The 21,470-nt window shown below is 70.2% G+C and carries 19 protein-coding genes; 10 read left to right on the plus strand and 9 right to left on the minus strand.

Annotated features, from left to right (window positions below):
- Window position 1: 1 nt before the first annotated feature.
- From AB0M36_RS20945 to AB0M36_RS20965, 5 genes are all read left to right on the plus strand, one after another.
- Window positions 2-3,034, plus strand: coding sequence for a bifunctional [glutamine synthetase] adenylyltransferase/[glutamine synthetase]-adenylyl-L-tyrosine phosphorylase (locus AB0M36_RS20945; protein ID WP_364159896.1), 3,033 nt, complete (start codon window positions 2-4; stop codon window positions 3,032-3,034).
- A 475-nt stretch (window positions 3,035-3,509) separates the two neighbouring features.
- Window positions 3,510-4,904 carry a hypothetical protein gene (locus tag AB0M36_RS20950; protein WP_364159898.1) on the plus strand — a complete coding sequence of 465 codons (1,395 nt, stop codon included), beginning with the start codon at window positions 3,510-3,512 and terminating at the stop codon, window positions 4,902-4,904.
- The gene (mptB, locus tag AB0M36_RS20955; RefSeq protein ID WP_364159900.1) at window positions 4,901-6,331 is read left to right on the plus strand and encodes a polyprenol phosphomannose-dependent alpha 1,6 mannosyltransferase MptB; all 1,431 of its coding nucleotides are present in this window, start codon (window positions 4,901-4,903) and stop codon (window positions 6,329-6,331) included. Before AB0M36_RS20950 ends, mptB (AB0M36_RS20955) begins: the two co-directional genes overlap by 4 nt.
- Window positions 6,328-7,716: a polyprenol phosphomannose-dependent alpha 1,6 mannosyltransferase MptB gene (gene mptB, locus AB0M36_RS20960; RefSeq protein ID WP_364159902.1), complete on the plus strand. Its 1,389-nt coding sequence runs from the start codon at window positions 6,328-6,330 to the stop codon at window positions 7,714-7,716. The genes mptB (AB0M36_RS20955) and mptB (AB0M36_RS20960) overlap by 4 nt, the downstream gene beginning before the upstream one ends.
- Window positions 7,713-8,864, plus strand: a complete 1,152-nt coding sequence (locus tag AB0M36_RS20965) for a glycosyltransferase 87 family protein (RefSeq protein ID WP_364159904.1) — start codon at window positions 7,713-7,715, stop codon at window positions 8,862-8,864. Before mptB (AB0M36_RS20960) ends, AB0M36_RS20965 begins: the two co-directional genes overlap by 4 nt.
- Here AB0M36_RS20965 and AB0M36_RS20970 read toward each other — a convergent pair.
- Entirely contained in the window at window positions 8,839-9,222 is a 384-nt protein-coding gene (locus tag AB0M36_RS20970; RefSeq protein ID WP_364159906.1) for an RDD family protein, read from the minus strand. The genes AB0M36_RS20965 and AB0M36_RS20970 overlap by 26 nt on opposite strands.
- A gap of 212 nt (window positions 9,223-9,434) precedes the next feature.
- On the opposite strand from AB0M36_RS20970, the gene glnA reads away from it, so the two are divergent.
- Window positions 9,435-10,859: a type I glutamate--ammonia ligase gene (glnA, locus tag AB0M36_RS20975; protein WP_364159907.1), complete on the plus strand. Its 1,425-nt coding sequence runs from the start codon at window positions 9,435-9,437 to the stop codon at window positions 10,857-10,859.
- Here the strand turns inward: glnA and AB0M36_RS20980 are convergent.
- Window positions 10,750-11,415 (minus strand): replication initiator, encoded by a 666-nt coding sequence (locus tag AB0M36_RS20980; protein WP_364160397.1) that lies wholly within the window; start codon window positions 11,413-11,415, stop codon window positions 10,750-10,752. The two genes, glnA and AB0M36_RS20980, sit on opposite strands and share 110 nt — an antisense overlap.
- Before the next feature lie 168 nt (window positions 11,416-11,583).
- Between AB0M36_RS20980 and AB0M36_RS20985 the strand changes: the two genes are divergently transcribed.
- Window positions 11,584-12,060: a hypothetical protein gene (locus AB0M36_RS20985; protein ID WP_364159909.1), complete on the plus strand. Its 477-nt coding sequence runs from the start codon at window positions 11,584-11,586 to the stop codon at window positions 12,058-12,060.
- A 101-nt stretch (window positions 12,061-12,161) separates the two neighbouring features.
- On the opposite strand, the gene AB0M36_RS20990 is transcribed toward AB0M36_RS20985, so the two are convergent.
- From AB0M36_RS20990 to AB0M36_RS21005, 4 genes are all read right to left on the minus strand, one after another.
- Complete coding sequence (locus tag AB0M36_RS20990; RefSeq protein WP_364159911.1) at window positions 12,162-12,578, minus strand: hypothetical protein; 417 nt, start codon at window positions 12,576-12,578, stop codon at window positions 12,162-12,164.
- 506 nt (window positions 12,579-13,084) lie between these two features.
- Window positions 13,085-13,657, minus strand: a complete 573-nt coding sequence (locus tag AB0M36_RS20995) for a GNAT family N-acetyltransferase (RefSeq protein WP_364159913.1) — start codon at window positions 13,655-13,657, stop codon at window positions 13,085-13,087.
- A gap of 352 nt (window positions 13,658-14,009) precedes the next feature.
- A complete protein-coding gene (locus AB0M36_RS21000) occupies window positions 14,010-14,516 on the minus strand; it encodes a hypothetical protein (protein WP_364159915.1) in 507 nt (168 codons plus the stop codon).
- 60 nt (window positions 14,517-14,576) lie between these two features.
- Window positions 14,577-15,077 (minus strand): MarR family transcriptional regulator, encoded by a 501-nt coding sequence (locus AB0M36_RS21005; protein WP_364159917.1) that lies wholly within the window; start codon window positions 15,075-15,077, stop codon window positions 14,577-14,579.
- Between the two features lie 65 nt (window positions 15,078-15,142).
- On the opposite strand from AB0M36_RS21005, the gene AB0M36_RS21010 reads away from it, so the two are divergent.
- Both AB0M36_RS21010 and AB0M36_RS21015 read left to right on the plus strand, forming a co-directional pair.
- Complete coding sequence (locus AB0M36_RS21010; protein WP_364159919.1) at window positions 15,143-16,369, plus strand: amidohydrolase family protein; 1,227 nt, start codon at window positions 15,143-15,145, stop codon at window positions 16,367-16,369.
- A gap of 40 nt (window positions 16,370-16,409) precedes the next feature.
- The gene (locus tag AB0M36_RS21015) at window positions 16,410-16,745 is read left to right on the plus strand and encodes a hypothetical protein (protein ID WP_364159921.1); all 336 of its coding nucleotides are present in this window, start codon (window positions 16,410-16,412) and stop codon (window positions 16,743-16,745) included.
- Between the two features lie 140 nt (window positions 16,746-16,885).
- Here AB0M36_RS21015 and AB0M36_RS21020 read toward each other — a convergent pair whose 3' ends face one another.
- The 3 genes from AB0M36_RS21020 to lipA are packed head-to-tail and all read right to left on the minus strand — an operon-like array spanning window position 16,886 to window position 19,287.
- On the minus strand, window positions 16,886-17,665 hold the full coding sequence (locus AB0M36_RS21020; RefSeq protein WP_364159923.1) for a class I SAM-dependent methyltransferase: 780 nt from the start codon (window positions 17,663-17,665) through the stop codon (window positions 16,886-16,888).
- 4 nt (window positions 17,666-17,669) lie between these two features.
- Window positions 17,670-18,359, minus strand: a complete 690-nt coding sequence (locus tag AB0M36_RS21025; protein WP_364159924.1) for a DUF4191 domain-containing protein — start codon at window positions 18,357-18,359, stop codon at window positions 17,670-17,672.
- Between the two features lie 31 nt (window positions 18,360-18,390).
- Window positions 18,391-19,287 carry a lipoyl synthase gene (lipA, locus tag AB0M36_RS21030; RefSeq protein ID WP_364160399.1) on the minus strand — a complete coding sequence of 299 codons (897 nt, stop codon included), beginning with the start codon at window positions 19,285-19,287 and terminating at the stop codon, window positions 18,391-18,393.
- 379 nt (window positions 19,288-19,666) lie between these two features.
- On the opposite strand from lipA, the gene aspS reads away from it, so the two are divergent.
- On the plus strand, window positions 19,667-20,923 hold the full coding sequence (gene aspS, locus AB0M36_RS21035; protein ID WP_364159926.1) for an aspartate--tRNA(Asn) ligase: 1,257 nt from the start codon (window positions 19,667-19,669) through the stop codon (window positions 20,921-20,923).
- The last annotated feature ends 547 nt before the right edge of the window (window positions 20,924-21,470 follow it).

Consider the following 21,470-nt stretch of genomic DNA (forward strand, 5'->3'; position numbering starts at 1 on the left):
GGTGACCAGGCCCAGCCGCCTCGCCCGGTACGGCTTCGCCGACAACGGCATCCGCGCGGCCGATCTGCTCGGCCCCGACGGCCTGCGGTTGTGGAACGCCGACGCGCAGGAACCGGTCGACCCGGACGCCGCGGAGCTGTTGCAGGCGCTGTCCCGGGCGGCCGACCCGAGCCTCGCCCTGCGTCAGCTGCACCGGCTGGTGGACGCGGTGTCCCGGGCGGCCTTGCGCGGTAACGGCGGCCCGGTCACCGGCCCCGGCGAACAGATCGCCGAGAGTCCCGCGGCAGACGCCGTGCTGTCGGCCCTCGCCGCCGACGCCGGACTGCGTCGCCGCCTGGTCGCGGTGCTGGGCGCGTCCAGCGCGCTGGGCGATCACCTCGTCGCCAACCCCGACCAGTGGCGGGTGCTCGCCACCGGCAAGACCGGGATGCCGCCGAGCGCCGAGGGCCACCTCGAGTTCGACGACGCGACGCAGGGGGAGTTGACCGTCGCGGCGCTGCGCACGGCGTACCGGATCGCGCTGTTGCGGATCGCCGCGGCCGACCTCACCGGCGGACGCGGCCTCGAGCCCACCATGGCGGCGCTGTCCCGCCTCGCCGATGAAACCCTCGCGGCGGCGTACGCCATCGCCCTCGCCGGGCTGCCGGCCACCACCGCCGCGCCCCGGCTGGCCGTGATCGCCATGGGCAAGTGCGGCGGCAACGAGCTGAACTACGTCTCCGACGTGGACGTCATCTTCGTGGCCGCCGGCGACGAGGACCTGAGCGCCGGCACCGCGGTCGCGGCCAAGCTGATCGAGGTCTGCGGGCTCGTGGCGTGGCCTGTCGACGCCGCGCTGCGGCCCGAGGGCAATCGCGGCCCCCTGGTCCGTACCCTCGCCAGCCACCAGGCCTACTACCGGCGCTGGGCCCGTACGTGGGAATTCCAGGCCTTGCTCAAGGCCCGCCCGGCCGCCGGCGACCCGGCCCTGGCGCGGGAGTGGCTCGACGACCTCGCGCCGCTGGTGTGGCATGCCGCCGAGCGTCCGGAGGCGGTCGCGGACGTGCGCGACATGCGCCGGAAGATCATCGACAACGTGCCGCCGAAAGAGGTCGACCGGGAGATCAAGCGCGGCCCGGGCGGCCTGCGAGACATCGAGTTCGCCGTGCAGCTCCTGCAGCTCGTGCACGGTCGGATCGACGAGAGCCTGCGCCTGGGCGGCACCCTCGCCGCCCTGCGGGCCCTGGTCGCCGGCGGCTATGTGGGCCGCGAGGACGGTGAGACCCTGCTGCGCGGCTACCGCTTCCTGCGGACCGTGGAGCACCGCCTGCAACTGCAGAACCTGAAGCGTACGCACACCGTCCCGGACGATCCCCGGCTGCTGCGCTGGCTCGCGGCGGCCCTGGACTACACGGCGGAACCCGGCCGGGACGCGGTCGAGGCGTTCCGCTCCGACTGGGTCGGCCACGCCGCACACGTCCGCCGCCTGCACGTCAAGCTGCTCTACCAGCCGCTGCTCGAGGCGGTCGCCCGGGTGCCCGCCGAGGCGCTGCGGATGACCCCCGAGTCGGCCGGCCGCCGCCTGGAGGTCCTCGGCTTCGCCGATCCCGCCGGAGCGCTGCGGCACCTGCAGGCGCTGACCGGCGGGGTCAGCCGCACGGCCGCGATCCAGCGCACGCTGCTGCCGATGCTGCTGCAGGAATTCGCCGACGCTCCCGAGCCCGACCGCGGCCTGCTCAACTACCGGCACGTCTCGGACAAGCTCGGCGGCACCCCCTGGTATCTGCGGCTGCTGCGCGACGGCGGCCCGGTCGCGCGCCGGCTCGCCCGCGTGCTCAGCCTCTCCCGGTACGCGACCGACCTGCTCACCCGCGACCCCGAGGCGCTGCGCCTGCTCGCCGACGACGCCGAGTTGCAGCCCCGCCCCCACGACGTGCTGCGCGACGGTTTCGTCGCGGCCGTCGACCGGCACCTGCGCGACGGCGCCACCGACCCGGCCCCGGCCATCGTCGCGGTGCGCGCGTCGCGCCGGCGCGAGCTGTTCCGGCTGGCCTGCGCCGACATCCTCAGCCAGGCGGGCGACCTCGCGCCGGCCCAGCCCATCGACGTGCACGCCATCGGCATCGCCCTCTCCGCCCTCACCGACGCCACGCTGGGCGCCGCGCTGCACGCCGCCCGCCGGGTCCGGCCGGGCCCCGAGGGCCTGCGCTTCGCGGTGATCGGCATGGGCCGCCTCGGCGGCTACGAGATGAGCTATCCCTCCGACGCCGACGTGCTGTTCGTCTTCTCGGCACCCGAGGGAGTCCCGGACGCCGAGGCCAGCAGCGCCGCGCACGCGATCGCCGAGGAACTGCGCCGCACGTTGGGCGCCCCCGCCCCGGACCCACCGCTCGGCGTCGACGCCGACCTGCGCCCCGAGGGCCGCCAGGGGCCGCTCGTGCGCAGCCTCAACGCGTACGCGCAGTACTACTCCCGCTGGTCGAAGGTCTGGGAGTCGCAGGCGCTGCTGCGCGCCCGCTTCGTCTGCGGCGACGAGGACCTCGGCCGCGAGTTCGAACAGCTCGCCGACGGCATGCGCTACCCCGACGGCGGCCTCACCCGCGACCAGATCGTGGAGATCCGCCGGATCAAGGCCCGCGTGGAAACCGAACGGATGCCGCGCGGCGCCGACCCGAACACGCACGCGAAACTCGGCCGAGGCGGGCTCGCCGACGTCGAGTGGGCGGTGCAGCTGATGCAACTGCGCCACGCGTACGCGCTGCCCGACCTGCGGATGACCCGGACCCTCGAGGCGCTCACCGCGGAGCTGAACGCCAAGCTGGTCGACCGGGTGGACGCGGCCGCGATGACCGCGGGGTGGACGCTGGCGGCCCAGGTCCGCAACGCGCTGACGCTGGTGCGGGGGCGGCCGACGGACCAGCTGCCGCGGCACGGGCCCGAGCTGGCGGGGGTGGTGCAGCTGCTCGGCGGCGGGGATCCGGGGGAGTTCGTCGACCGCTATCTGCGCATCACCCGGCGGTCCCGGGCCGCGATGGAACGCGTCCTCGATGCCTGAGGAGGGTGACAGGAACGAGGTAAACGGTCTTCGCCACAAAGACGCGGTTGTTGGAATGGTATTTCAACGCCACGTCGCCGGCCCGGAAATCGCTGATGCTCCTCGGCAATTTCGATTTTATGTCAGACGTCGAAGTGTGGGATCGCGTGTAGTTTTCCCACGTTTCCTGACATGGCGGTCGCCAGGTCTTTTTCGAAGCAAGGGTGATCTGTAAGCGCTGGACCGCCTGCGTTTCGTCAAGTCGACACAGCTTTATCGGGTGGATTTCGCACCCGAAGTTCGCCGCGAGACCGATGTGGAAATAGCAGCCGCGGAGTGTGGCGAGCAATCGTTGCCTGCGGCTTCCATCAAGCGAAATTGCTGAAGCGTGCTAGGCTCCGCTGACCTTCGCCGCCATCCGTAGACTCCAGTGAGATCGTGTGTCGTGAAAGTGTTCCTCCGCCGATTCGAGCTTCTCTCGACGCGTGATGCCGCGATGTGGCCGATCTGGGCGGCGGTCGTGGTCGCCGTGGTGCTGCGGCTGCCGTTCGCGTTCACCGGCCTGTCGACCGACGAGGGCGGATACGCATATGTGGCCCGGATGTGGGCCCGTGGCGCCGTCCTCTACGACACGGTGTGGTTGGACCGCCCACAGGGGCTGCTGCTGACCTACCGGGCCCTGCTCGCGCTCGGTGACTCCGGGACCGCGATCCGGATCGGGATGGTGGTCAGTGGGGCGATCATCACGCTCGCCCTGGCCACGATCGGCGCGGCGCTGCTGAACCGCACGGTGGGAGTCGCTGCCGCCTGGGTCTACGCCGTGGTCGGCATCGCTCCGCATCTGGAGGGCATGACCCTCAACGGTGAGCTGCTGGCGAGCGTCCCGTCCACGGTGGCCGTGGCCCTCGTCGTCGAGTGGTGGCGCCGGGACCGGCCGCTGTGGGTGCTCGCCGCCGGTGGCCTGTCAGCAGGGCTCGCGCTGACCATGAAGCAGTCCGGCATCGACGGCGTGGTCGTCGGCGTGGTCGTCGTGATCCTGCTCCGCCGTCTCGTGCCGGCCGTGGTGTTCCTGGTCGGAGCGTCGCTGGCTCCGGTCGCCTCCGTGGTGCACGGCGCCGTGACCGGCTGGGCCGGCTACTGGAACGCCCTGGTCGGCTACCAGCTGTCGTCGATGGGTGGCTCGGGCTCGAACACCTCGACGCGCTGGGCGGACCTGCGATGGCACGCCGGCGACATCGTGCTGGGCCTGGTGCCGGTGCTGCTCGTGGCCGCATTCGGTTGGCGGATGTTCGACAGGGGCGGGCGATGGGTGCTCGGCGGGTGGCTGGCCGCCGGGTTCGTCGGCATCAATCTGGGCGGCTCCTACTGGCCCCACTACTTCGTGCAGCTGCTGCCCGCGCTGGTGCTGCTGGCCGCCGCGGCAGTGGTCGGCGCCGCCGTCGCATGGCGGAGGTGGGCGCTCGCCTCGGTCGTCGTCCTGCCCACTCTCGTGTGGCTGGCGGTTCTGGTCCCGATGTCACCGGACCGGCGGTCGGCCACGATTCCCTACGATGCTCTGGCCGCCCGCGACGACCGCATCGCCGCCGTGATCAAGGCGTCCTCCGCTCCGGGCGACCGCATCTACGTCCTCGAGTCGGAGGCGTACCTCTATTTCGCCGCCGACAGAGAGTCGCCGTACCCGTATCTGTGGGGAAAGCCGATCGACAAGATCCCGGATGCCCTACCGTTGCTGCGCGCCACGCTGGCGTCGCCACAGCGGCCCGTGCTCGTTGTGCTCGACACGCCGCCGGAGGCGGTGGACCCGACCGGCGGCATCGCCGCGGACCTGGCCGCCTATTACCACCCGGAGGCGGTCGTCGAGGGTGTGCCGATTCTGCGGGCCAACTCGTGACAGCGCCCGGGTGGCTGCGCAGTCCGGCCGGGGTCCGGTGGCTCGGCTTCGCCGGTTCGGTGTGCGCGGCGACCGACGCGGTGCTGTTCGGTGCCCCTGTGTGGATCCGGCGCGGGGTCTCGGTGATGAGCATTCTGCGCGGTCCCAACGGCGTCCTGATCATGCTGCTATGGATCGCCGGGCTCGCGGCGCTCTGCGCGGCCTGGTGGTACGGGCGCCGCCTGTCCGTATCGCGCCGGTGGATACTTGTCACGGCGGCGCTCTGGATCGCGCCGATGCTCCTGGTGCCGCCCCTGGCCAGCCGGGACATGTACGCGTACGCGTGCCAAGGTTCGCTCTTCGACGCGGGGTTCAATCCCTCGGTCGTCGGTGTCTCGGCGCAGCCCTGCCCGTGGCTCGAGTCGGTGTCGGTGGTGTGGCGGGACACGCCGACGCCGTACGGACCGCTCTGGATCATCCTGACCGGCCTGGCCGCCTCCTGGGGCTCACAGGCCGTAGCGCTCGGGATTTTCCGGGCGTACGCCGTTCTTGCGGTCTTGATGCTGGCGGTGGTCGTGCCCGCGTTGGCTCGCCGCACGGGAGCATCCCAGGAACGCGCTCTCTGGCTGGTGCTCTGTTGCCCCTTGGTGCCGGTGCACTTCGTCGGCGGCGGTCACAACGACGCGCTGACGATCGCGCTGTTGCTCGGCGGTCTCACCCTGATAGTCGGCCGCCGGCCTCTCGGCTCGCTGGTCGCGGGCGGGGCGCTGGTCGGTGCGGCGATCGCGGTCAAGACGACCGTGGGCGTGGTGCTTCCCTTCGCCGCGCTGCTCGCCGCGGGAGGGCTGTGTCTGTCCCGGCCGGGGATGCTGCGGTTCTTGCGCCGGGGCGGTGCCGTCGTCGGCGGGGCGGCGGCGATGCTCGTCGCCCTCTCCGCCGGCTCGGGGCTGGGCTTCGGATGGGCGGTCGCGCTGTCCGGGGCGGGGGAGTCGCGCAGCTGGACCTCGCCGCCCACCGCGGTCGGCATCGCGGTCAACGCCGTAGGAAAGGTGCTCGGCGTCCGGATCGATGTCGTGCCCGCCGTGCGCACCGTGGCCCTGATCCTGCTCCTGATCGTCCTCGTCGCCATCTGGTGGCGTTTCCGCCGGGGCGATGCCCTGCACGGGGCCGCCCTCGCCTGCCTGAGCGTCATCTTCTTCGCGCCGATCACCCAGCCTTGGTACCTCTTCTGGGCGCTCGCCCTGTTCGCGGCCGGTGCCGTCCGGGCTCGATGGCTCGAGATCACCGTCGTGGCGTCGATGTTCCTGATCCTGCCCAACGGCGATGGAGCCTGGAAGCCGTTGCAGGTGCCGTTCGCCTTTCTGGTCACCGGCCTCGCCGGCTGGGTGGTCTGGCGTTCCTGGCGGTGGTGGCGCGAGCCCGTGCCGGTGGAAGGGGCGCCGGCGTGACGGTGAACCCCCGGCTGGTGCGTTGGGGAGGGCTCGTCGGCAGCTCCGCCATGGCCGGGGCTGCCTATCTGGGCGGATCCGGATTCGAGCGGCTACCCAGCGTCAACCCTGGGACGCTGCTCAGCGGGCAACGAGGCGTGCTGCTGCCCATCCTGTGGGTGCTCGGCACCGCCTCGCTGATCGCGGCCTGGTGGACGGGCAGGCGCATCGTGCCCTCGGCGCGGTGGGCGACGGTGACCGCGGGGCTCTGGTTCCTGCCGGTGCTGCCGTTCCTGCCGCTCGGCAGTGCCGACGTCTATTCGTACGCGTGTCAGGGGTACGTCCAGTACGCCGGCGGGGACCCGTACGCCGCCGGCGTCGGGCGGTTCGGATGTCCGTGGCTCGGCTCGGTGTCGACGTCGTGGGTCGATTCGCCGGCGCCCTACGGGCCACTGTTCCTGCTTCTGGCCGCATGCGTGACCGCCCTCGCCGGGGATTCGCTGGTCGCGGTGATCGCCGGGTTCCGCATCGTCGCCCTGGCCGGTGTGGCGCTGATGGTCGTCGGGCTGCCTGCCCTCGCCCGCCGCTGCGGCATCGACCCGGCCCGGGCCAGCTGGACGGTGCTGGCCTGCCCGCTGGTCCTGATCCACCTGGTCTCCGGTGCCCACAATGACGCGCTGATGATCGGCCTGATCGTGGCTGGTCTGTCGCTCGCCGCCGCGCGCCCGTCCCCTGCGGTACTGATCGGCGCCGGGGCAGTGCTCGGTCTGGCAGTGGGCGTCAAAGCGACGGCGATCGTCGTCGTTCCCTTCGCCGTTCTCGCTGGTCTGCCGAGGTCGGGCCAATCGCCGCGTGAGCTGGTCCGGCCGGCGGCCGCTGTCGGCAGCGGAATTCTGCTCGTCACGGTCGCCCTGTCCGCGCTGTCGGGTCGCGGTGCCGGATGGCTGACCGGGCTGGTCCGCAGCGGCGACACCGTGAGCTGGGGTTCTCCGTCGACCGCGGTCGGCCTGACCATCGAGTTCATCACCGGCGTGGATGCCGTCCCGATCACCCGTCTCGCCGCGATCGGGCTGCTGGCCGGCCTTCTCGTCGCACTGTGCTGGCGGGCGTGGCGGCACGGCGATCCTCTGGGCCACGCCGGTCTAGCCCTGGCCGCGACGGTTGTCTGCGCCCCGGTCTTCCACCCCTGGTATGCGACCTGGCCGCTCGCCGTGCTGGCCGCCACCCGGGTGGACAATCGCTGGCTGCTCGGGCTCTGTGCCTTCGCCGCGACGTTGACCACTCCGGCCGGCTACAACTGGACGCTCTATACCCGAATCCCCGGTGCGCTCGCCGTCACTGCCGCCTTGGTGCTGCTGGCGGCGTTCGCCGTGCACAAGCACAGGGCTCGTAGGGTGGTCGCGTGAACCGCCGGATCGCGATCCTCGCCACCCTGTCCGTAGCCGCCGCCGTGGCGCTCGGCTGGACGGCGATTCACCACTTCTATTTCGACTCCGGTGTCTACGCGGGCGCGGTCCGCTACTGGCTCCGCGACGGCGGCATGATCTACGACTACCTCAACCAGGGCACCCCGTACGGCTTCACCTACCCGCCCTTCGCCGCCATGCTGATGAGCCCGATGGCGGTGCTGCCACTGTGGGTGATCGTCGCCATCACCTCGATCGCCACCGTGGTCGCGACGGTGCTGGTCACCCGGTGGTTCCTGGGTCCGCTGATCGCGCGGCGCGGCTGGACGCCCTGGTATGCGGTTGCCGTCGGGTCCTGTCTCGCGCTGTTCTTCGAGCCGGTCCGGGAGACGTTCGGCTTCGGCCAGGTGAACATGCTGCTGCTCGCCCTCGTTGCCGGCGATGTGTTGCTCGGCGTCGGGCGGGGGCGGCGCTGGGCGGGCATCGGCATCGGCGTCGCTACCGCGATCAAGCTGACTCCCGGCATCTTCATCGTCTACCTGCTGGTCGCCCGGCGCTGGCGGGCCGCCGCCACCTCGATCGCGGCCGCCGCCACGACCACTCTGGTGGCCGCCGCGTTCTGGCCGGACGCCTCCCGCGAGTTCTGGACCTCCGCGCTCTGGGACACCAACCGCGTCGGCAACGTCGAGTACGTCTCCAACCAGTCGCTGCGTGGCGTGCTGGCCCGGCTGCCGGTCGACGCGGTCGAGTCTCAGCTCTGGGTGCTCTGCGTGGTGGCCACCCTGGGGCTGTGGGCGTGGCGGGTGCGCGCCGCCGACCCCCTCGGCGGGTTGGCTCTGACCGGCATCGTCGGCTGTCTGATCTGCCCGGTCGCCTGGGTGCACCACTGGGTCTGGCTGCTTCCCGCGCTGGTGCGGTGCGCCGAGGTGGCCCGTACCCATAAGGGGGTCTTCCGGTTGGGGGTCGCTGTTTATGTGGTGTTGTGCACGCGGTTGACGTTTCTGTATGAGACCGGGCCGAAGCCGCCGTTCGCGATCGTCGGTGCGAACCTCTACGTGCTCTTCGGCGTCGCGTTGCTCGTGTGGCTTCCCGTCGCCGCACCGGCCCGGGACGAGACCCCGCTCAGGCGGCCGGCGCTGGTCGTTTGACCACGATCGAGCCGGCCGCGCGGTCGTGCAGGCCGCGCCGGTCGGCGTCCATGATGACCGCGGGGATCAGCAGCGCCAGCAGCAATCCGCGCACCAGGCCCTTCGCGACACCGATGGCCCCGCCGTCGGCGATCGACACGCACCGTAGGCCGGCCAGCGCCATGCCCGGCGTCTGTCCGAAAAGACCGATGAGCAGGGCATTGAAGACGATGAGTACGAGCACGGGTGGCCACGCCACCACCCGCGGATCGGCGTAGAAGCTGCCCACGAGCAGGCACAGGGCCCAGTCGATGATCAGCGCGGCGAAGCGCCGGCCGAAGTCCGCCGGGGCGGGGGTCTCGTTCGCGCGTGTCGACACGGGGGATCAGGGTAATCGGGCGTACCCGTTGGGCTGTCCGCGCCCCGGCGTCGCCGAGGTCGCCGGAATGCCGAAACCAGGTCCATCGGGTCCGTAACATGGCGGAAACAATAGGGATACGCCCGGGCAACTCCCGACCCATAGCGTCGCGACCAGCCTAGCCACGGGGCGGCCAATGCCGCCCGGTTCGAAAATCTGTGCCAGGAGGACGAGTGTTCGCCAATCCCGAGGAACTCCTGCGATACCTCAAGGACGAGGACGTCAAGTTCGTCGACGTACGGTTCTGTGACCTCCCCGGCGTGATGCAGCACTTCAACATGCCGGTGGAGTCGTTCGACGATAGCGTCGTCACCGACGGCCTCGCCTTCGACGGGTCCTCGATCCGCGGGTTCCAGGCCATCCACGAATCCGACATGATGCTGCTGCCGGACGTGACGACGGCCTTCATCGACCCGTTCCGCATCCAGAAGACCCTGGCGCTGAACTTCTTCATCCACGACCCGTTCACCCGCGAGCCCTACTCGCGTGACCCGCGCAACGTGGCGAAGAAGGCCGAGACCTACCTCGCGTCCAGCGGCATCGCCGACACGGCGTACTTCGGTGCCGAGGCCGAGTTCTACATCTTCGACTCGATCCGCCACTCCACGTCGGCCCACGAGTCCTACTACCACATCGACTCGATCGAAGGCGCCTGGAACTCCGGCCGCGTCGAAGAGGGCGGCAACCTCGGCTACAAGACCGCGTACAAGGGCGGCTACTTCCCGGTGGCGCCGGTCGACCACTACTCCGACCTGCGCGACGCCATGGTGCGCCGCCTGATCGACGTCGGCTTCACCGTGGAGCGCTCGCACCACGAGGTCGGCACCGCCGGTCAGGCCGAGATCAACTACAAGTTCTCGACGCTGCTGCACGCCGGCGACCAGATGCAGATGTTCAAGTACATCATCAAGAACACCGCCTGGGAGCACGGCAAGACCGTCACCTTCATGCCGAAGCCGCTCTTCGGCGACAACGGCTCCGGCATGCACACCCACCAGAGCCTCTGGCTGGGTGGCGAGCCGCTGTTCTACGACGAGACCGGCTACGCGGGCCTGTCCGACACGGCCCGCTGGTACATCGGCGGCCTGCTGCACCACGCGCCGTCGCTGCTCGCGTTCACCAACCCGACCGTCAACTCGTACCGGCGCCTGGTGCCCGGCTACGAGGCCCCGGTCAACCTGGTCTACTCGCAGCGCAACCGCTCCGCCTGCACCCGCATCCCGGTGACCGGCAGCAACCCGAAGGCCAAGCGCGTCGAGTTCCGCGTGCCGGACCCGTCGTCGAACCCGTACCTGTCCTTCTCGGCCCAGATGATGGCCGGCCTGGACGGCATCAAGAACAAGATCGAGCCGCCGGCCCCGATCGACAAGGACCTCTACGACCTGCCCCCGGAGGAGTGGGGCAACGTCAAGCAGGTCCCGGGCTCCCTCGACGCGGTCCTCAACAGCCTGGAGAACGACCACGAGTTCCTGACGGCCGGCGGTGTCTTCACCGACGACCTGATCTCGACGTGGATCGACTGGAAGCGGGCCAACGAGATCGACCCGGTCCGCCTGCGGCCGACCCCGCACGAGTTCGAGATGTACTACAACGTCTGACCCATTTCAGTGCCCTGACCAGCGGTAGCGCTTGCTGATCTGGATCGGGCACAGATTGGGCACCACGTACGGAACGGCGGTCATGCCCGGCTCCCAGCCGGTGTGGCCGCCGTTTCCGGCTTCCCGAGAGCACCGTCAACCAGCGCCCGGGTCCAGCACGTCCGGCCACCCCTGCACGCACTCGTTGAGGGTGATCGTCGGTGTGGAGTCTCCGAGCGCCAGCTGCACCGTCTTGACGCTCGCCCCCGTGCCCGGTGACCTCGGTCGACTTGGTGGCGTACTTGGCCAGGTACGCGGCGACTTGGGCGTCGGTCACCTGTCCTTCGGCGGCGACGGTGACCAGCTTGGTGAGGACCCGGGCGCCCCAGCCGATGTCCCAGCCACCCCGCTCGGCCGGGTGCGGGTCGGTGGTGAACCCGACCGTCGCGGGCGGCATGGTCAACGGCGGCCTTGAGGTCGGCGGCGTCCAGCACCGGCGGGGGCGGTCCGGGTCGTCCGGGTCGTAGCCGTCCAGGTGGATGATGGCGTGGAAGTGCACGACACCCCGGCGCTGCATCTCGGCGGCCTTACCAAACGACAGCCGGATCGGGCACACCCACCGGACCGTGCCTTGCCTCCTTGTCTAGTCCCAGCTGATGCTTGACGGCAGATCTTGGTTCGAGACCTGAAATCTCCGGTCCAAGGTGTTGATGGCGATGAACGCGATCTCCGGACGGCAGGACCGATGATCGATACGGTTCCCATGATGGCCGAGCGAGGATGGTGGCTGAGGTGGCTGCGTGGTCGACGCGGCCTCGTCACGTGGTGGGTGCTGATCAGCTGTACCGCTGTCAACGGCGTGGCCGTCGGCTACGGATCTCTCTGGTTCCTGAATCTCAGCTTGAGTCGTGGTGACTACCTGATCTCCGGCGGAGGGTATGCCGCCGCCGCGGTCGTGTTGATGTTTGCGGCAGTCGGTGCAGCCGGCTTGCGCGGGCCGCTATCGGTCGTCTACGGATCGCTTCTTCTGGCCGTGGTGTTGGTGGCGCTGGCCGTACGTTCGTTCATGATCGCAGCGGATTACTCGCCCGGCGCTTCCTGGGACAGCCCATGGGACGGCGCGGGTGGAGTGCTGTGCTTGCCGTGGACGTGGCCGCTGCTTCTCTGCGGCATCGTGGGGGCGTACCGACTGATCAGCGAGCGCGACAGGCACACCGACTGATCATGTAAAGCCGTCAGGTGGGACACAAGTGTCAAGCATCAGCCATGACGGGACAATTGGTCAGAGACTTCCTGTCGGCGTGGCCCGCCCGCAGCGGCGACCTACGGCCAGACCATGAACAGCACGAACCGGGTGTCGGTCTCCAGGTAGTAGACGCCGTCCTCGAGTTCGCCCAGGAACCAGGAGTCACCGGTGTCGAGCTTGCCCTTGAGGTCGACCGGGATGATCGGCTCGGTGCTGACCGGCCGCCACTCCCTGGCGTCGAACAGCCGGTCGAACTCCGTCTTCGACATCCGGGCCACGCCCTGCACCCAGGGAGCGACCGGGTCGTCACCGGCGGTGAGGTCCTTGGTCTGCTCGGTGTGCCAGTAGGCCTCCTCGACCACACCGAGGTGCTCCATCCGCTCGATCCGCACATTCTTTCCACTTCGGGCGGCCTGGGGGACGTCCGGTGCGGACGTGCAACCGGCGAAGAGGACGGCCGAGAACAGCAGGGCGAGGGGGGCGATCTTGATCACCCGGACACCGTACGGACTATCACGCTGTCACGGAGTAGCCAAACGTCCGTGACCGACGACCCGGCCCGCACCTCAAGGACGCCTGACAGCGCTGCTCCACCACACTTATCTCCACCAACACTCGGCGGAGTGTCGCCCAGGTACTGATACCAAATCTGTCGCCCGGGTCATGAGACCCGACAATTGGTCAACGCCTGCTGTCGGACTCCAGTTGATGCGTTACAGATCTGTCCCAGAGGATGCGTGACACTAGACGATCATCAAGTTCAAGACTGGAAGAGCGGGCGGCGGTTCCTATCAGCGCGCCGGCTATTGCAAGATCGGTTGCACAACCAGCAGGGCGCGAGGTTCAAGGCGGCCCTCCGGGCCGCGCGTGGCTGCTCAGCCGGCCGGTCGTGCCTCGCCGCTTCGCTCCCGGCGCGACCCGGCAGCGGACGACGCGGCACCGACAGGCACGCCGAAGCCCAGCGCCATCGACATGCGGCAGAACCGGGCTTCGGCTCCGATCAGACGTCTGTGCGTAGGCGGGCGTGCAGGTGCATGTCGTGCCAGCCGTCGGCGTGACGGCCTTCGCCGCGCTTCGTGCCCTCGGCGGCGAATTCGGCGCGTTGCGCTACCCGGCAGGACGCCACATTCGCCGTCGAATGGCTCAGCGCGAGACGGTGCAGGCCCAGCGTTCCGAAGGACCAAGCGGTCAGCGCGTCCAATGCTCGGGGAGCGACGCGACGGCCACGCGCGTTTGCCAGCACCCAGTAGGACACCGAAGCCAGGCCCTCGGCGAGGTCGACACGGCGTAGGCCGATCTGCCCGACGACCGTGCCCGTGTCCAGCACAGCCCAAGCCGCATCTGTCTCATCGCGCCAACGCACCTGCCAAGAGTGAATCCAGTCGCTGGCTTCTTGGTCGGTCATCGATCGGCAATGCCACCGCTGAATGGCCGGATCGGCGAATGCCGCCATCACGACCGGAAGGTCAGACGCTCGCCAGGGTCGGAGCGTTATCCCGTTCGCGATGATCTCGGGCTGCGTCAGCGCGGCCATCGTGCCAAGAGGTAGGGCAGGGGTGACGAGTGACGGCACGCTGCGACTGTAGTGCACGACGCTGGCGGCGGTCGGCATGAGATTGACGCCTCCGGCGGGTAGGGCCTCCGGCCCTACGACCCGGAGATGGCCTCCGGCGGCCGGGGCTACGCGCCCCGAACCCTCGGCGGCTCTGGGATGCCCAGCCGTCCGACCGCGGCCCATCGCACACCGGAGGCAACCAGACCCGGCCGAGCGAAGCTTGCGCGACGGGATGCCGATTCAGCCCTCCAACGGCTTGCGCTCTGCTGACACAAGTTCAAGATCATCACGCCCAGCCGGGGCGCAAGTGCCGGAGCAAACCACAACGTCTGACCCGTTCGGTTCTCAGCCGAGGTGGCCGCCGCTTTATCTAGTCACAGGCGTGGGCTGGGCCGGAGCGCGGCCACCGTTCGATGTCCGTCTCCACTCGGAGGTAGGCCCCGGTGGGATCCGACGATGCCAGCCATAGCTGGAGATCGCCGAGGCGGTAGCCGGTGTCGCGCGCGTCTTCGGGCAGGCTGGCACCGATCACCAGCTTGCCCGGCGATCGAGGAAGAACGCCACCCGGATCCCGGAAGAAGACCCGCCTTTCCACAGCGAAGCCAGGGTGGCTGCTGCCCACCCCCAAGAACGTTGCGGTCTGCCACCCGCAATGATCGGACCCGGCGCTGGTACTGACTTCCTCGGGACCGACCTGGCGGCCCGCACGACTCCACGCCGGGCCCGGATGGGGCTGGGGCGGATTGAAGTACGCGGCCACCGTGGCGCCGGTCGAGGCCGCGCTCGACGGGGAAGTCTGCGACACCGAAGGTGCGGAACCGCAGCCGCTCAGGAACCCCACGCTGAGGGCGGCTACCAGGGAAAACTTCACGATCATGGGACTGGGACGAGACGCCGTCGGCATCGGTTCCCCGAGGAACGTCAAGTTTTCGATCGGCTACCTGGCGGTGTCTCCCAGGGCCATCAGCACCTCGCGCAGGGCGTCGATGGCGGCACGGGCCGTACCCGGCGCGACGTCTCGCAGTGCGGTGGCCTGCGCGGCGCTTGCCGCGCGCACCGCCTCCTCGGCCACCTTCACGCCGCGTGTCGAGAGGCGTACCCACGAACTGCGGGCGTCGGCGGGGTCGGGGTCACGCTCGATCAGGTCGGCGGCGGCGAGGCGGCGGAGCACGTTGCTCGTGCCGCCCGAGGTCAGCAGGAGTCGCTGGGTGAGCGTCGACGGCCGCAGGCGGTAGGGCGTTCCGCTCGCCCGGAGCACCGCGAGGATGTCGTACTCCGCCTTGGTCAAGCCGAGTCGCGCCAGCTCCGCCTCCACCGGCGCGTTGAGCAGGGTGGCCAGCCGGGCGGCCCGCTTGCTCAACTCCAGCTCCATGCCCACCGCGCCGGGCAGCTCTCTGCTCCACGCGTCAGCGATCTCGTCCACCACGTCCTTGGCCACGAACACATGATACTTGCGTACATAAAGCTTTCAGGATAGCTTTATAAAAAGCTTTTGGAGGCGAAATGGATCTCTTGATCAAGGGTGGTCACCTGCTGTCGGGCGACCGCGCGGACGTCCTCGTCGACGGCGGCGAGATCATCGCGGTCGGCGCGTTCCCGGCCACGGACGCGGCCGAGGTCATCGACGCCGACGGGTTGGTGGTGGCGCCCGGTCTCGTCGACGGGCACCGCCACGTCTGGCAGGCGCCGCTGCGCGGCATCGGCGCCGACATGACGCTGCCGGACTATCTGGTCACCGTGCTCGGCCGGGCCCTGCCCGCGTACAGCCCGCACGACGCCCACCTGGCGACGCTGCTCGGCGCGGCCGAGGCCCTCGACGCGGGCATCACCACCATCTTCGACTGGAGCAACGCGACCCGCACGCCGGAGCACACCGACGCCGTGCTCGACGCCTACGCCACCGCCGGCGTCCGCGCCGTCGTGGCGCACGGCAACCCCGACGACGAGCGGGACGTGCGCCGGCTCGCCGGGCTCCGCGGCCGCGTCACCGGCGCACTCGCGATCCTCGGCACCGAATACGGCCCATGGGACGACGCCGTGCGGCAGATCGAGCTCGCCCGAGAGCTCGGCCTCGTCGCCTCCATGCACGCCGGCGGCGGCCCGGCCTCGCCACTGCGCCGGATGGACGAGGCCGGGCTGCTCGGCCCGCACCTGCAACTCGTACACCTCAACGCCCTGACCGGCGAGGACGCCAAGCTGCTGGTCGATCGCGGCGTCGGCGTCATCGTCACCCCGGTCGTCGAGGCCACCATGGGCCACGGCGCCTCGTCCTTCAGCCGGTTCGCCGACGCGGGCGGCCGGGCCGGCCTCGGCACCGACGTCGTCGTCAACGCACCACCCGACCTGTTCGAGCCGATGCGCGACACCCTCCGCTCGCACCGCGCCCACAACGGCACAACGCACCCGGCCGGCGCCATCCTGGCCGCCGCGACCATCGACAGCGCGAACGCAGCCGGCGTCGGCGACATCGTCGGAACGGTCACCCCCGGTAAGCGCGCAGACCTCATTCTGCTCGGCGGCCTCACCCACCTGCTCGACACGGGCGACCTCGCCGGGGCGGTGGTGACCACGCTCGGCCCGGCCGACGTCCACACCGTCCTGGTCGACGGGAGGGTGGTCAAGCGCGACGGACGCCTCGTCGGACTCGACCTGGCGGGGCTGCGACGCTCGACCGTCGAGCTGGCCCGGCGGGCGCACGAGCCGGTTACCCAGGCCGTTCGCGCGCGTTGAACCAGCCATGTGGAGGAAAGGGACGATCGGCATCACACTCGTGGCATTCCTGACGGCGGCGGCCGGCTGCGCCACGCCGCGCAATCCACCGGTTGCCGACGGGGTGGGTATCGACCCGGGCGAGATCGGCGTCGCGGAGTCCAGCGCTCCGGCGATGTCCGCTCAGGAACTCGGCAAGCCGTTTGCGTACCAGGAGACCTTCAGCGACGGGACGGCACCGGTCGACTGGCAGGTGACCGTCACCGGCGTCCGGTGCGGACTGGCCGTGCTGAAGAACGCCGCCGACAACCCGGAGTACACCAGCGGCGACTGGTCCTCGGACGACGTACCGCCGGAACGCATCGATGCCAAGCCGGCGGCGGGCAAGGTGTTCTGACGGATGCGCGTCATCAAAGTCTGGTCCGTGCCGGCCGACGCCGAGCCGGTGGCCGTGCTGTTTCCCGGCGACACCCTCCACGACAGGTCGTCCCATCGGATCGCGGTGGCCTGACCTTCTGTTCCTTTCGGAAGCGTGCCTCAAATGACCGTGCTGCCGCAGACCACATAGCCCTTGGGGTCGCGCCAGGGCCCGTCGGTGGAGGCGAACCAGGCGTGGACCCTCTTCTCGATGGCGCGCGTCAGCTCCGGCCGCAGCCCCGATTCGGGCTCCACCCCATAGAACGACAGCTGAGCCACCGCGAACGCGACGACCGGCCCCGGGCGATCGAAGACGAGCGCATTGTCGTAACGATGCACGTCCACCGCCCCGAACACCGACGCGATCATCTCGGGAAGGTTGCCGCTGTGAACCCGCGCATTGGGCACGACCGGCACGGCGACCCCCGCCGCCGACACCACGCCGGCGACGAGCTCCGACACGCGTGGTGTCACGTCCGGATGGTTGACTACGGCCGCGAAGGTTCCCCGTGGCCGGAGGATCCGCCGGCATTCGGCCAGGCCCATCCGCACGTCAGGAACGTGGTAGAGCATGTGCCGCGCGGTGACGACGTCGAACGACGCCGAGCCGAACGGCGCGCCCATCACGCTGCCGAGCACCGCTGTCACACCCGCGACCTCGCGGAGTGCGTGCGCGGCCGCCGGCGACGTGTCCAGGCCCGCGAGTCGGCCCCGGTGGCCTCGCCGCGTCAACGTACGGAGAAAAGCCCCCGTGCCGCAGCCGACATCGAGCAGATCTGTCTCCACGGAGCGTGGCAGCGCCCGCAGGACAGCGCCTTCGACGTCGTCCGGGAACTCGCTGTAACGCCGATGGGTCTGGATCCGGGTGGTCAGCGGTTCCAGCGAAAGGTATTCCCGCATCCGGTCAGCGCGGGCGCTGCTGGCGCATTCCCTTGCCGCCCGGACGCATGTTCTTCGGGATGGCGCCCTTCGGCATCTGGGGTCGGGCCATCAGCGCGCCCAGGCGCTTGTCCAGGGCGTTGACGTCCTTGCCGGTGAGGTTGCGGGGGAGCTTCATCATCGTCGTGCGCAGCTTGCGGATGGAGAGCTCGCCCTCCTGGCTGCCGATCACGTAGTCGTACATGGGCGCGCTGCCGATGACCTTGGAGAGGCGGCGCTTCTCCTGGCCGAGCAGGGAGCGGACGCGCTGGGGCTGGCCCTCGCCGAGGAGGATCACGCCGGGGCGGCCGATCACGATGTGGATCATGTCGAACTGGGTGGTGGAGCTGGCCGCCGGGCGGACCCGCCAGTCACCGCGCATGTTCTCCATGATCGAGGCGGCGGCGCCGGGCTGGCCCTCCGCCGCGTTCATCATGGCCGTGTTGGAGCGCAGGTTCAGCACGATCAGGGCGGCGAGCAGGGTCACCATGATGCCGATCGGGATCCAGATCCAACCCCACAGGACGAACGCCAGCACGGTGAGCGCCAAGGGAATCAGCACCGCGCCGGCGAGCAGCGCGACGAACCACTTGTCCTGGCGTGCCGTGAACGCGAAAACCTGGCCGATCTGCTTCAGGCGCTCGCGGAACGACACCTTCTCCTGGGGTTTTGCCATACCCGAAAGTGTAAGGGCCGGAGCCTGTCCGTCAGCCGCGGGCCTCGAGCGCCTGCCGGTAGAGGCGACCGGCCCGGTACGACGAGCGGACCAACGGCCCGGACATCACGCCGGCGTAGCCGATCTGCTCGGCCTCCTCGCGCAGCTCGACGAACTCCTCGGGCTTCACCCAGCGCTCCACCGGGTGGTGGCGCGGGGTGGGTCGCAGGTACTGCGTGATGGTGATCAGCTCGCAGCCGGCGGCATGCAGGTCGCGCAGGGCCTGCGAGACCTCGGCCCGCTCCTCGCCCATGCCGAGGATCAGGTTGGACTTGGTGACCAGCCCGGCCGCGCGGGCCTGGGTGATGACGTCCAGCGAGCGCTCGTAGCGGAAACCCGGCCGGATGCGCTTGAAGATGCGCGGGACCGTCTCGACGTTGTGGGCCAGCACCTCGGGCGCCGCGCCGAAGACCTCGGCGAGCTGCTCCGGCTCGGCGTTGAAGTCGGGGATCAGCAGCTCCACGCCGCAGCCCGGCTGAAGCTTGTGGATCTGGCGGACCGTCTCGGCATAGAGCCACGCGCCGCCGTCGGGCAGGTCGTCGCGGGCCACGCCGGTGACCGTCGCGTACTTGAGGCCCATGGTGGCGACGGACTCGCCCACCCGGCGCGGCTCGTCGGCGTCGAACTCGGCGGGCTTGCCGGTGTCGATCTGGCAGAAGTCACACCGCCGGGTGCACTGGTCACCGCCGATCAGGAAGGTGGCCTCGCGATCTTCCCAACATTCGTAAATGTTGGGGCAGCCGGCCTCCTGGCAGACCGTGTGCAGGCCCTCCTTCTGGACCAGCCCGCGCATGTGCGTGTATTCCGGGCCCATCTTGGCCTTGACCTTGATCCACGGCGGCTTCCGCTCGATGGGAGTCTCGGCGTTGCGTGCCTCGATGCGCAGCATGCGGCGGCCGTCGGGAGCAATAGTCACGTCCTGAGATTACGCCGAATGCAAGATCAACCGGAGCAGGGGCGACGAGGCTCACGTAGTCGAATCTGTGAGCGCCCTCACGATAATCCCGGGCGCCGCAGCCACCCCTGCTGTTAACCTGCCGCTCACGGCTATGACGGAACCGAGTAGCGCTCCGACACCGCCGGCGTAAAGAGAGCCACCGGCAGCTGAAAAGGTGGCCCGGCGCCGGAGCGCGAAGACACTCCCGAGCCCACGGCAAGACAAAGAGGCGCCCGGTCCGCCGGGCGCGAAGGTGTGGTGGCACCGCGAGGATCCCGCTCGCCCACACCTCCCTGGGGCCGCGTTGCAGACACCAGAGGAGGTCACCGCCATGCAACGCATCCTCTCCACCGAACTGGCCGCCCACGAGAAGCGGACCGTCACCATCGCCGGCTGGGTGCACCGCCGCCGGCTGCTCAAGTCGGTCGCATTCCTGATCGTCCGGGACGCCGCCGGACTCAGCCAGGTCGTGGTCACCGAGCCGACCCTGCGGGCCCAGCTCGAGGACCTGCCCGAGGAGACCGTCGTCGAGGTCACCGCCACGGTCACCGCGAACGCGGCGGCGCCGGGCGGGGTCGAGCTCACCGCGCCGTCGGTACGCCGGTTGAGCGGTGCTGTGGCCGTACCGTTGCCATTTGACCTGCATCGCCCCGCACTGAGCGCGACCATGGCCACGCAGCTGGACCACGCCGCCCTGGCGCTGCGCCACCCATCGCGGGCGATCGCCCTGCGCGCGGCGGCCGCGGCCACGGCGGGCTTCCGGGAGACGCTGGACCGGCAGCGCTTCATCGAGATCCACACCCCGAAGATCGTCGGCGCGGCGACCGAGTCGGGCGCGAACGTGTTCACGCTCGACTACTTCGGCCGGCCCGCCTACCTGGCCCAGTCGCCCCAGTTCTACAAGCAGCTGATGGTCGGCGTCTTCGAACGGGTCTACGAGGTCGGCCCGGTCTTCCGCGCCGAACCGCACGACACGGCACGCCACCTGGCCCAGTACACCTCGCTCGACGCCGAACTGGGCTTCATCGCCGACCACCGCGACGTGATGGCGGTGCTGACCACGGTGATCGCCGGAATGACCCAGACCGTGGCGGAACGGACCGGACTCGCCGTGCCGGAAGTACCGGCCGAGATCCCCTCCGTGCACTTCGCCGACGCCCTGCGCCTCGTCGGTGCCCCGCCGGACGAACCCGACCTGGCCCCGGCCCACGAACGCGCGCTGGGGGAGTGGGCAGCCCGCGAACACGGCTCCGACTTCGTCTTCGTCACCGGCTACCCGATGGCGAAACGCCCGTTCTACACACACCCGCAGCCGACCGACCCCCGCTGGAGCAACAGCTTCGACCTGCTGTTCCGCGGGCTCGAGCTGGTGACGGGCGGGCAGCGACTGCACTGCTACGAGGACTATCTGGCGGTAGCGCCGGAACCGGAGAAGCTCGCGGGATACCTCGACGGATTCCGCTACGGCATGCCCCCGCACGGAGGTTTCGCGATCGGCCTGGAACGCTTCGTCGCCCGCCTGACCGGCGCCGCAAACGTCCGCGAGGCGACGGCGTTCCCGCGCGACCTGCACCGGGTTACGCCGTAATTCGGACCAATTTCATAAGTACGGACCCAGAAGGCGCACGTGGCACACGCCGCGCGGCTGCCGTCCCGGCCTGATCACGCCGCCGCCGGGCAAGCGGGTGGCCGCCGCCGGCGGCCACGGCGCACCGGCAGCGCGCCGATGGTCACGGTGCGCCGATGGTCGCGGCGCACCGATGGTCGCGGCGCACGATGGTCGCGGCGCACCGATGGTCGCGGCGCACGATGGTCGCGGCGCACCGATGGTCGCGGTCCCGCGCTGACGGGTCCCGCGCACCGATGGTTGCGGCGCGCCGACGGGTCCCGCGCACCGATGGTTGCGGCGCGCCGAGGGATCCCACGCACCGATGGGTTGCGGCGCACCGACCGGGCACCGACTGGCCCCGGGGCGCCGACTGGGCCCCGGGCGCCGACCGACCCCGGAACGGACCGGCCCCAGGTGCCGACCGACCCCTGTACCGACCGACCCCGGCACGGGCCGGCCCGGGTACCGACCGACCCTTGTACCGACCGACCCCGGCACGGGCCGGCCCGGGTACCGACCGACCCCG

The sequence above is a fragment of the Actinoplanes sp. NPDC051346 genome, assembly GCF_040682215.1.
In the GTDB taxonomy this organism is placed as follows: domain Bacteria; phylum Actinomycetota; class Actinomycetes; order Mycobacteriales; family Micromonosporaceae; genus Actinoplanes.

What these genes read in the sequence shown, in the direction of transcription:
- AB0M36_RS21000 (WP_364159915.1), bottom strand. Translation starts at nt 14,516, where the DNA reads ATGATCGTGAAGTTTTCCCTGGTAGCCGCCCTCAGCGTGGGGTTCCTG.
- AB0M36_RS21025 (WP_364159924.1), bottom strand. Translation starts at nt 18,359, where the DNA reads ATGGCAAAACCCCAGGAGAAGGTGTCGTTCCGCGAGCGCCTGAAGCAG.
- lipA (WP_364160399.1), bottom strand. Translation starts at nt 19,287, where the DNA reads ATGCTGCGCATCGAGGCACGCAACGCCGAGACTCCCATCGAGCGGAAG.
- AB0M36_RS20950 (WP_364159898.1), top strand. Translation starts at nt 3,510, where the DNA reads ATGTGGCCGATCTGGGCGGCGGTCGTGGTCGCCGTGGTGCTGCGGCTG.
- AB0M36_RS21010 (WP_364159919.1), top strand. Translation starts at nt 15,143, where the DNA reads ATGGATCTCTTGATCAAGGGTGGTCACCTGCTGTCGGGCGACCGCGCG.
- AB0M36_RS20985 (WP_364159909.1), top strand. Translation starts at nt 11,584, where the DNA reads ATGATCGATACGGTTCCCATGATGGCCGAGCGAGGATGGTGGCTGAGG.
- AB0M36_RS20980 (WP_364160397.1), bottom strand. Translation starts at nt 11,415, where the DNA reads ATGCAGCGCCGGGGTGTCGTGCACTTCCACGCCATCATCCACCTGGAC.
- AB0M36_RS21020 (WP_364159923.1), bottom strand. Translation starts at nt 17,665, where the DNA reads ATGCGGGAATACCTTTCGCTGGAACCGCTGACCACCCGGATCCAGACC.
- aspS (WP_364159926.1), top strand. Translation starts at nt 19,667, where the DNA reads ATGCAACGCATCCTCTCCACCGAACTGGCCGCCCACGAGAAGCGGACC.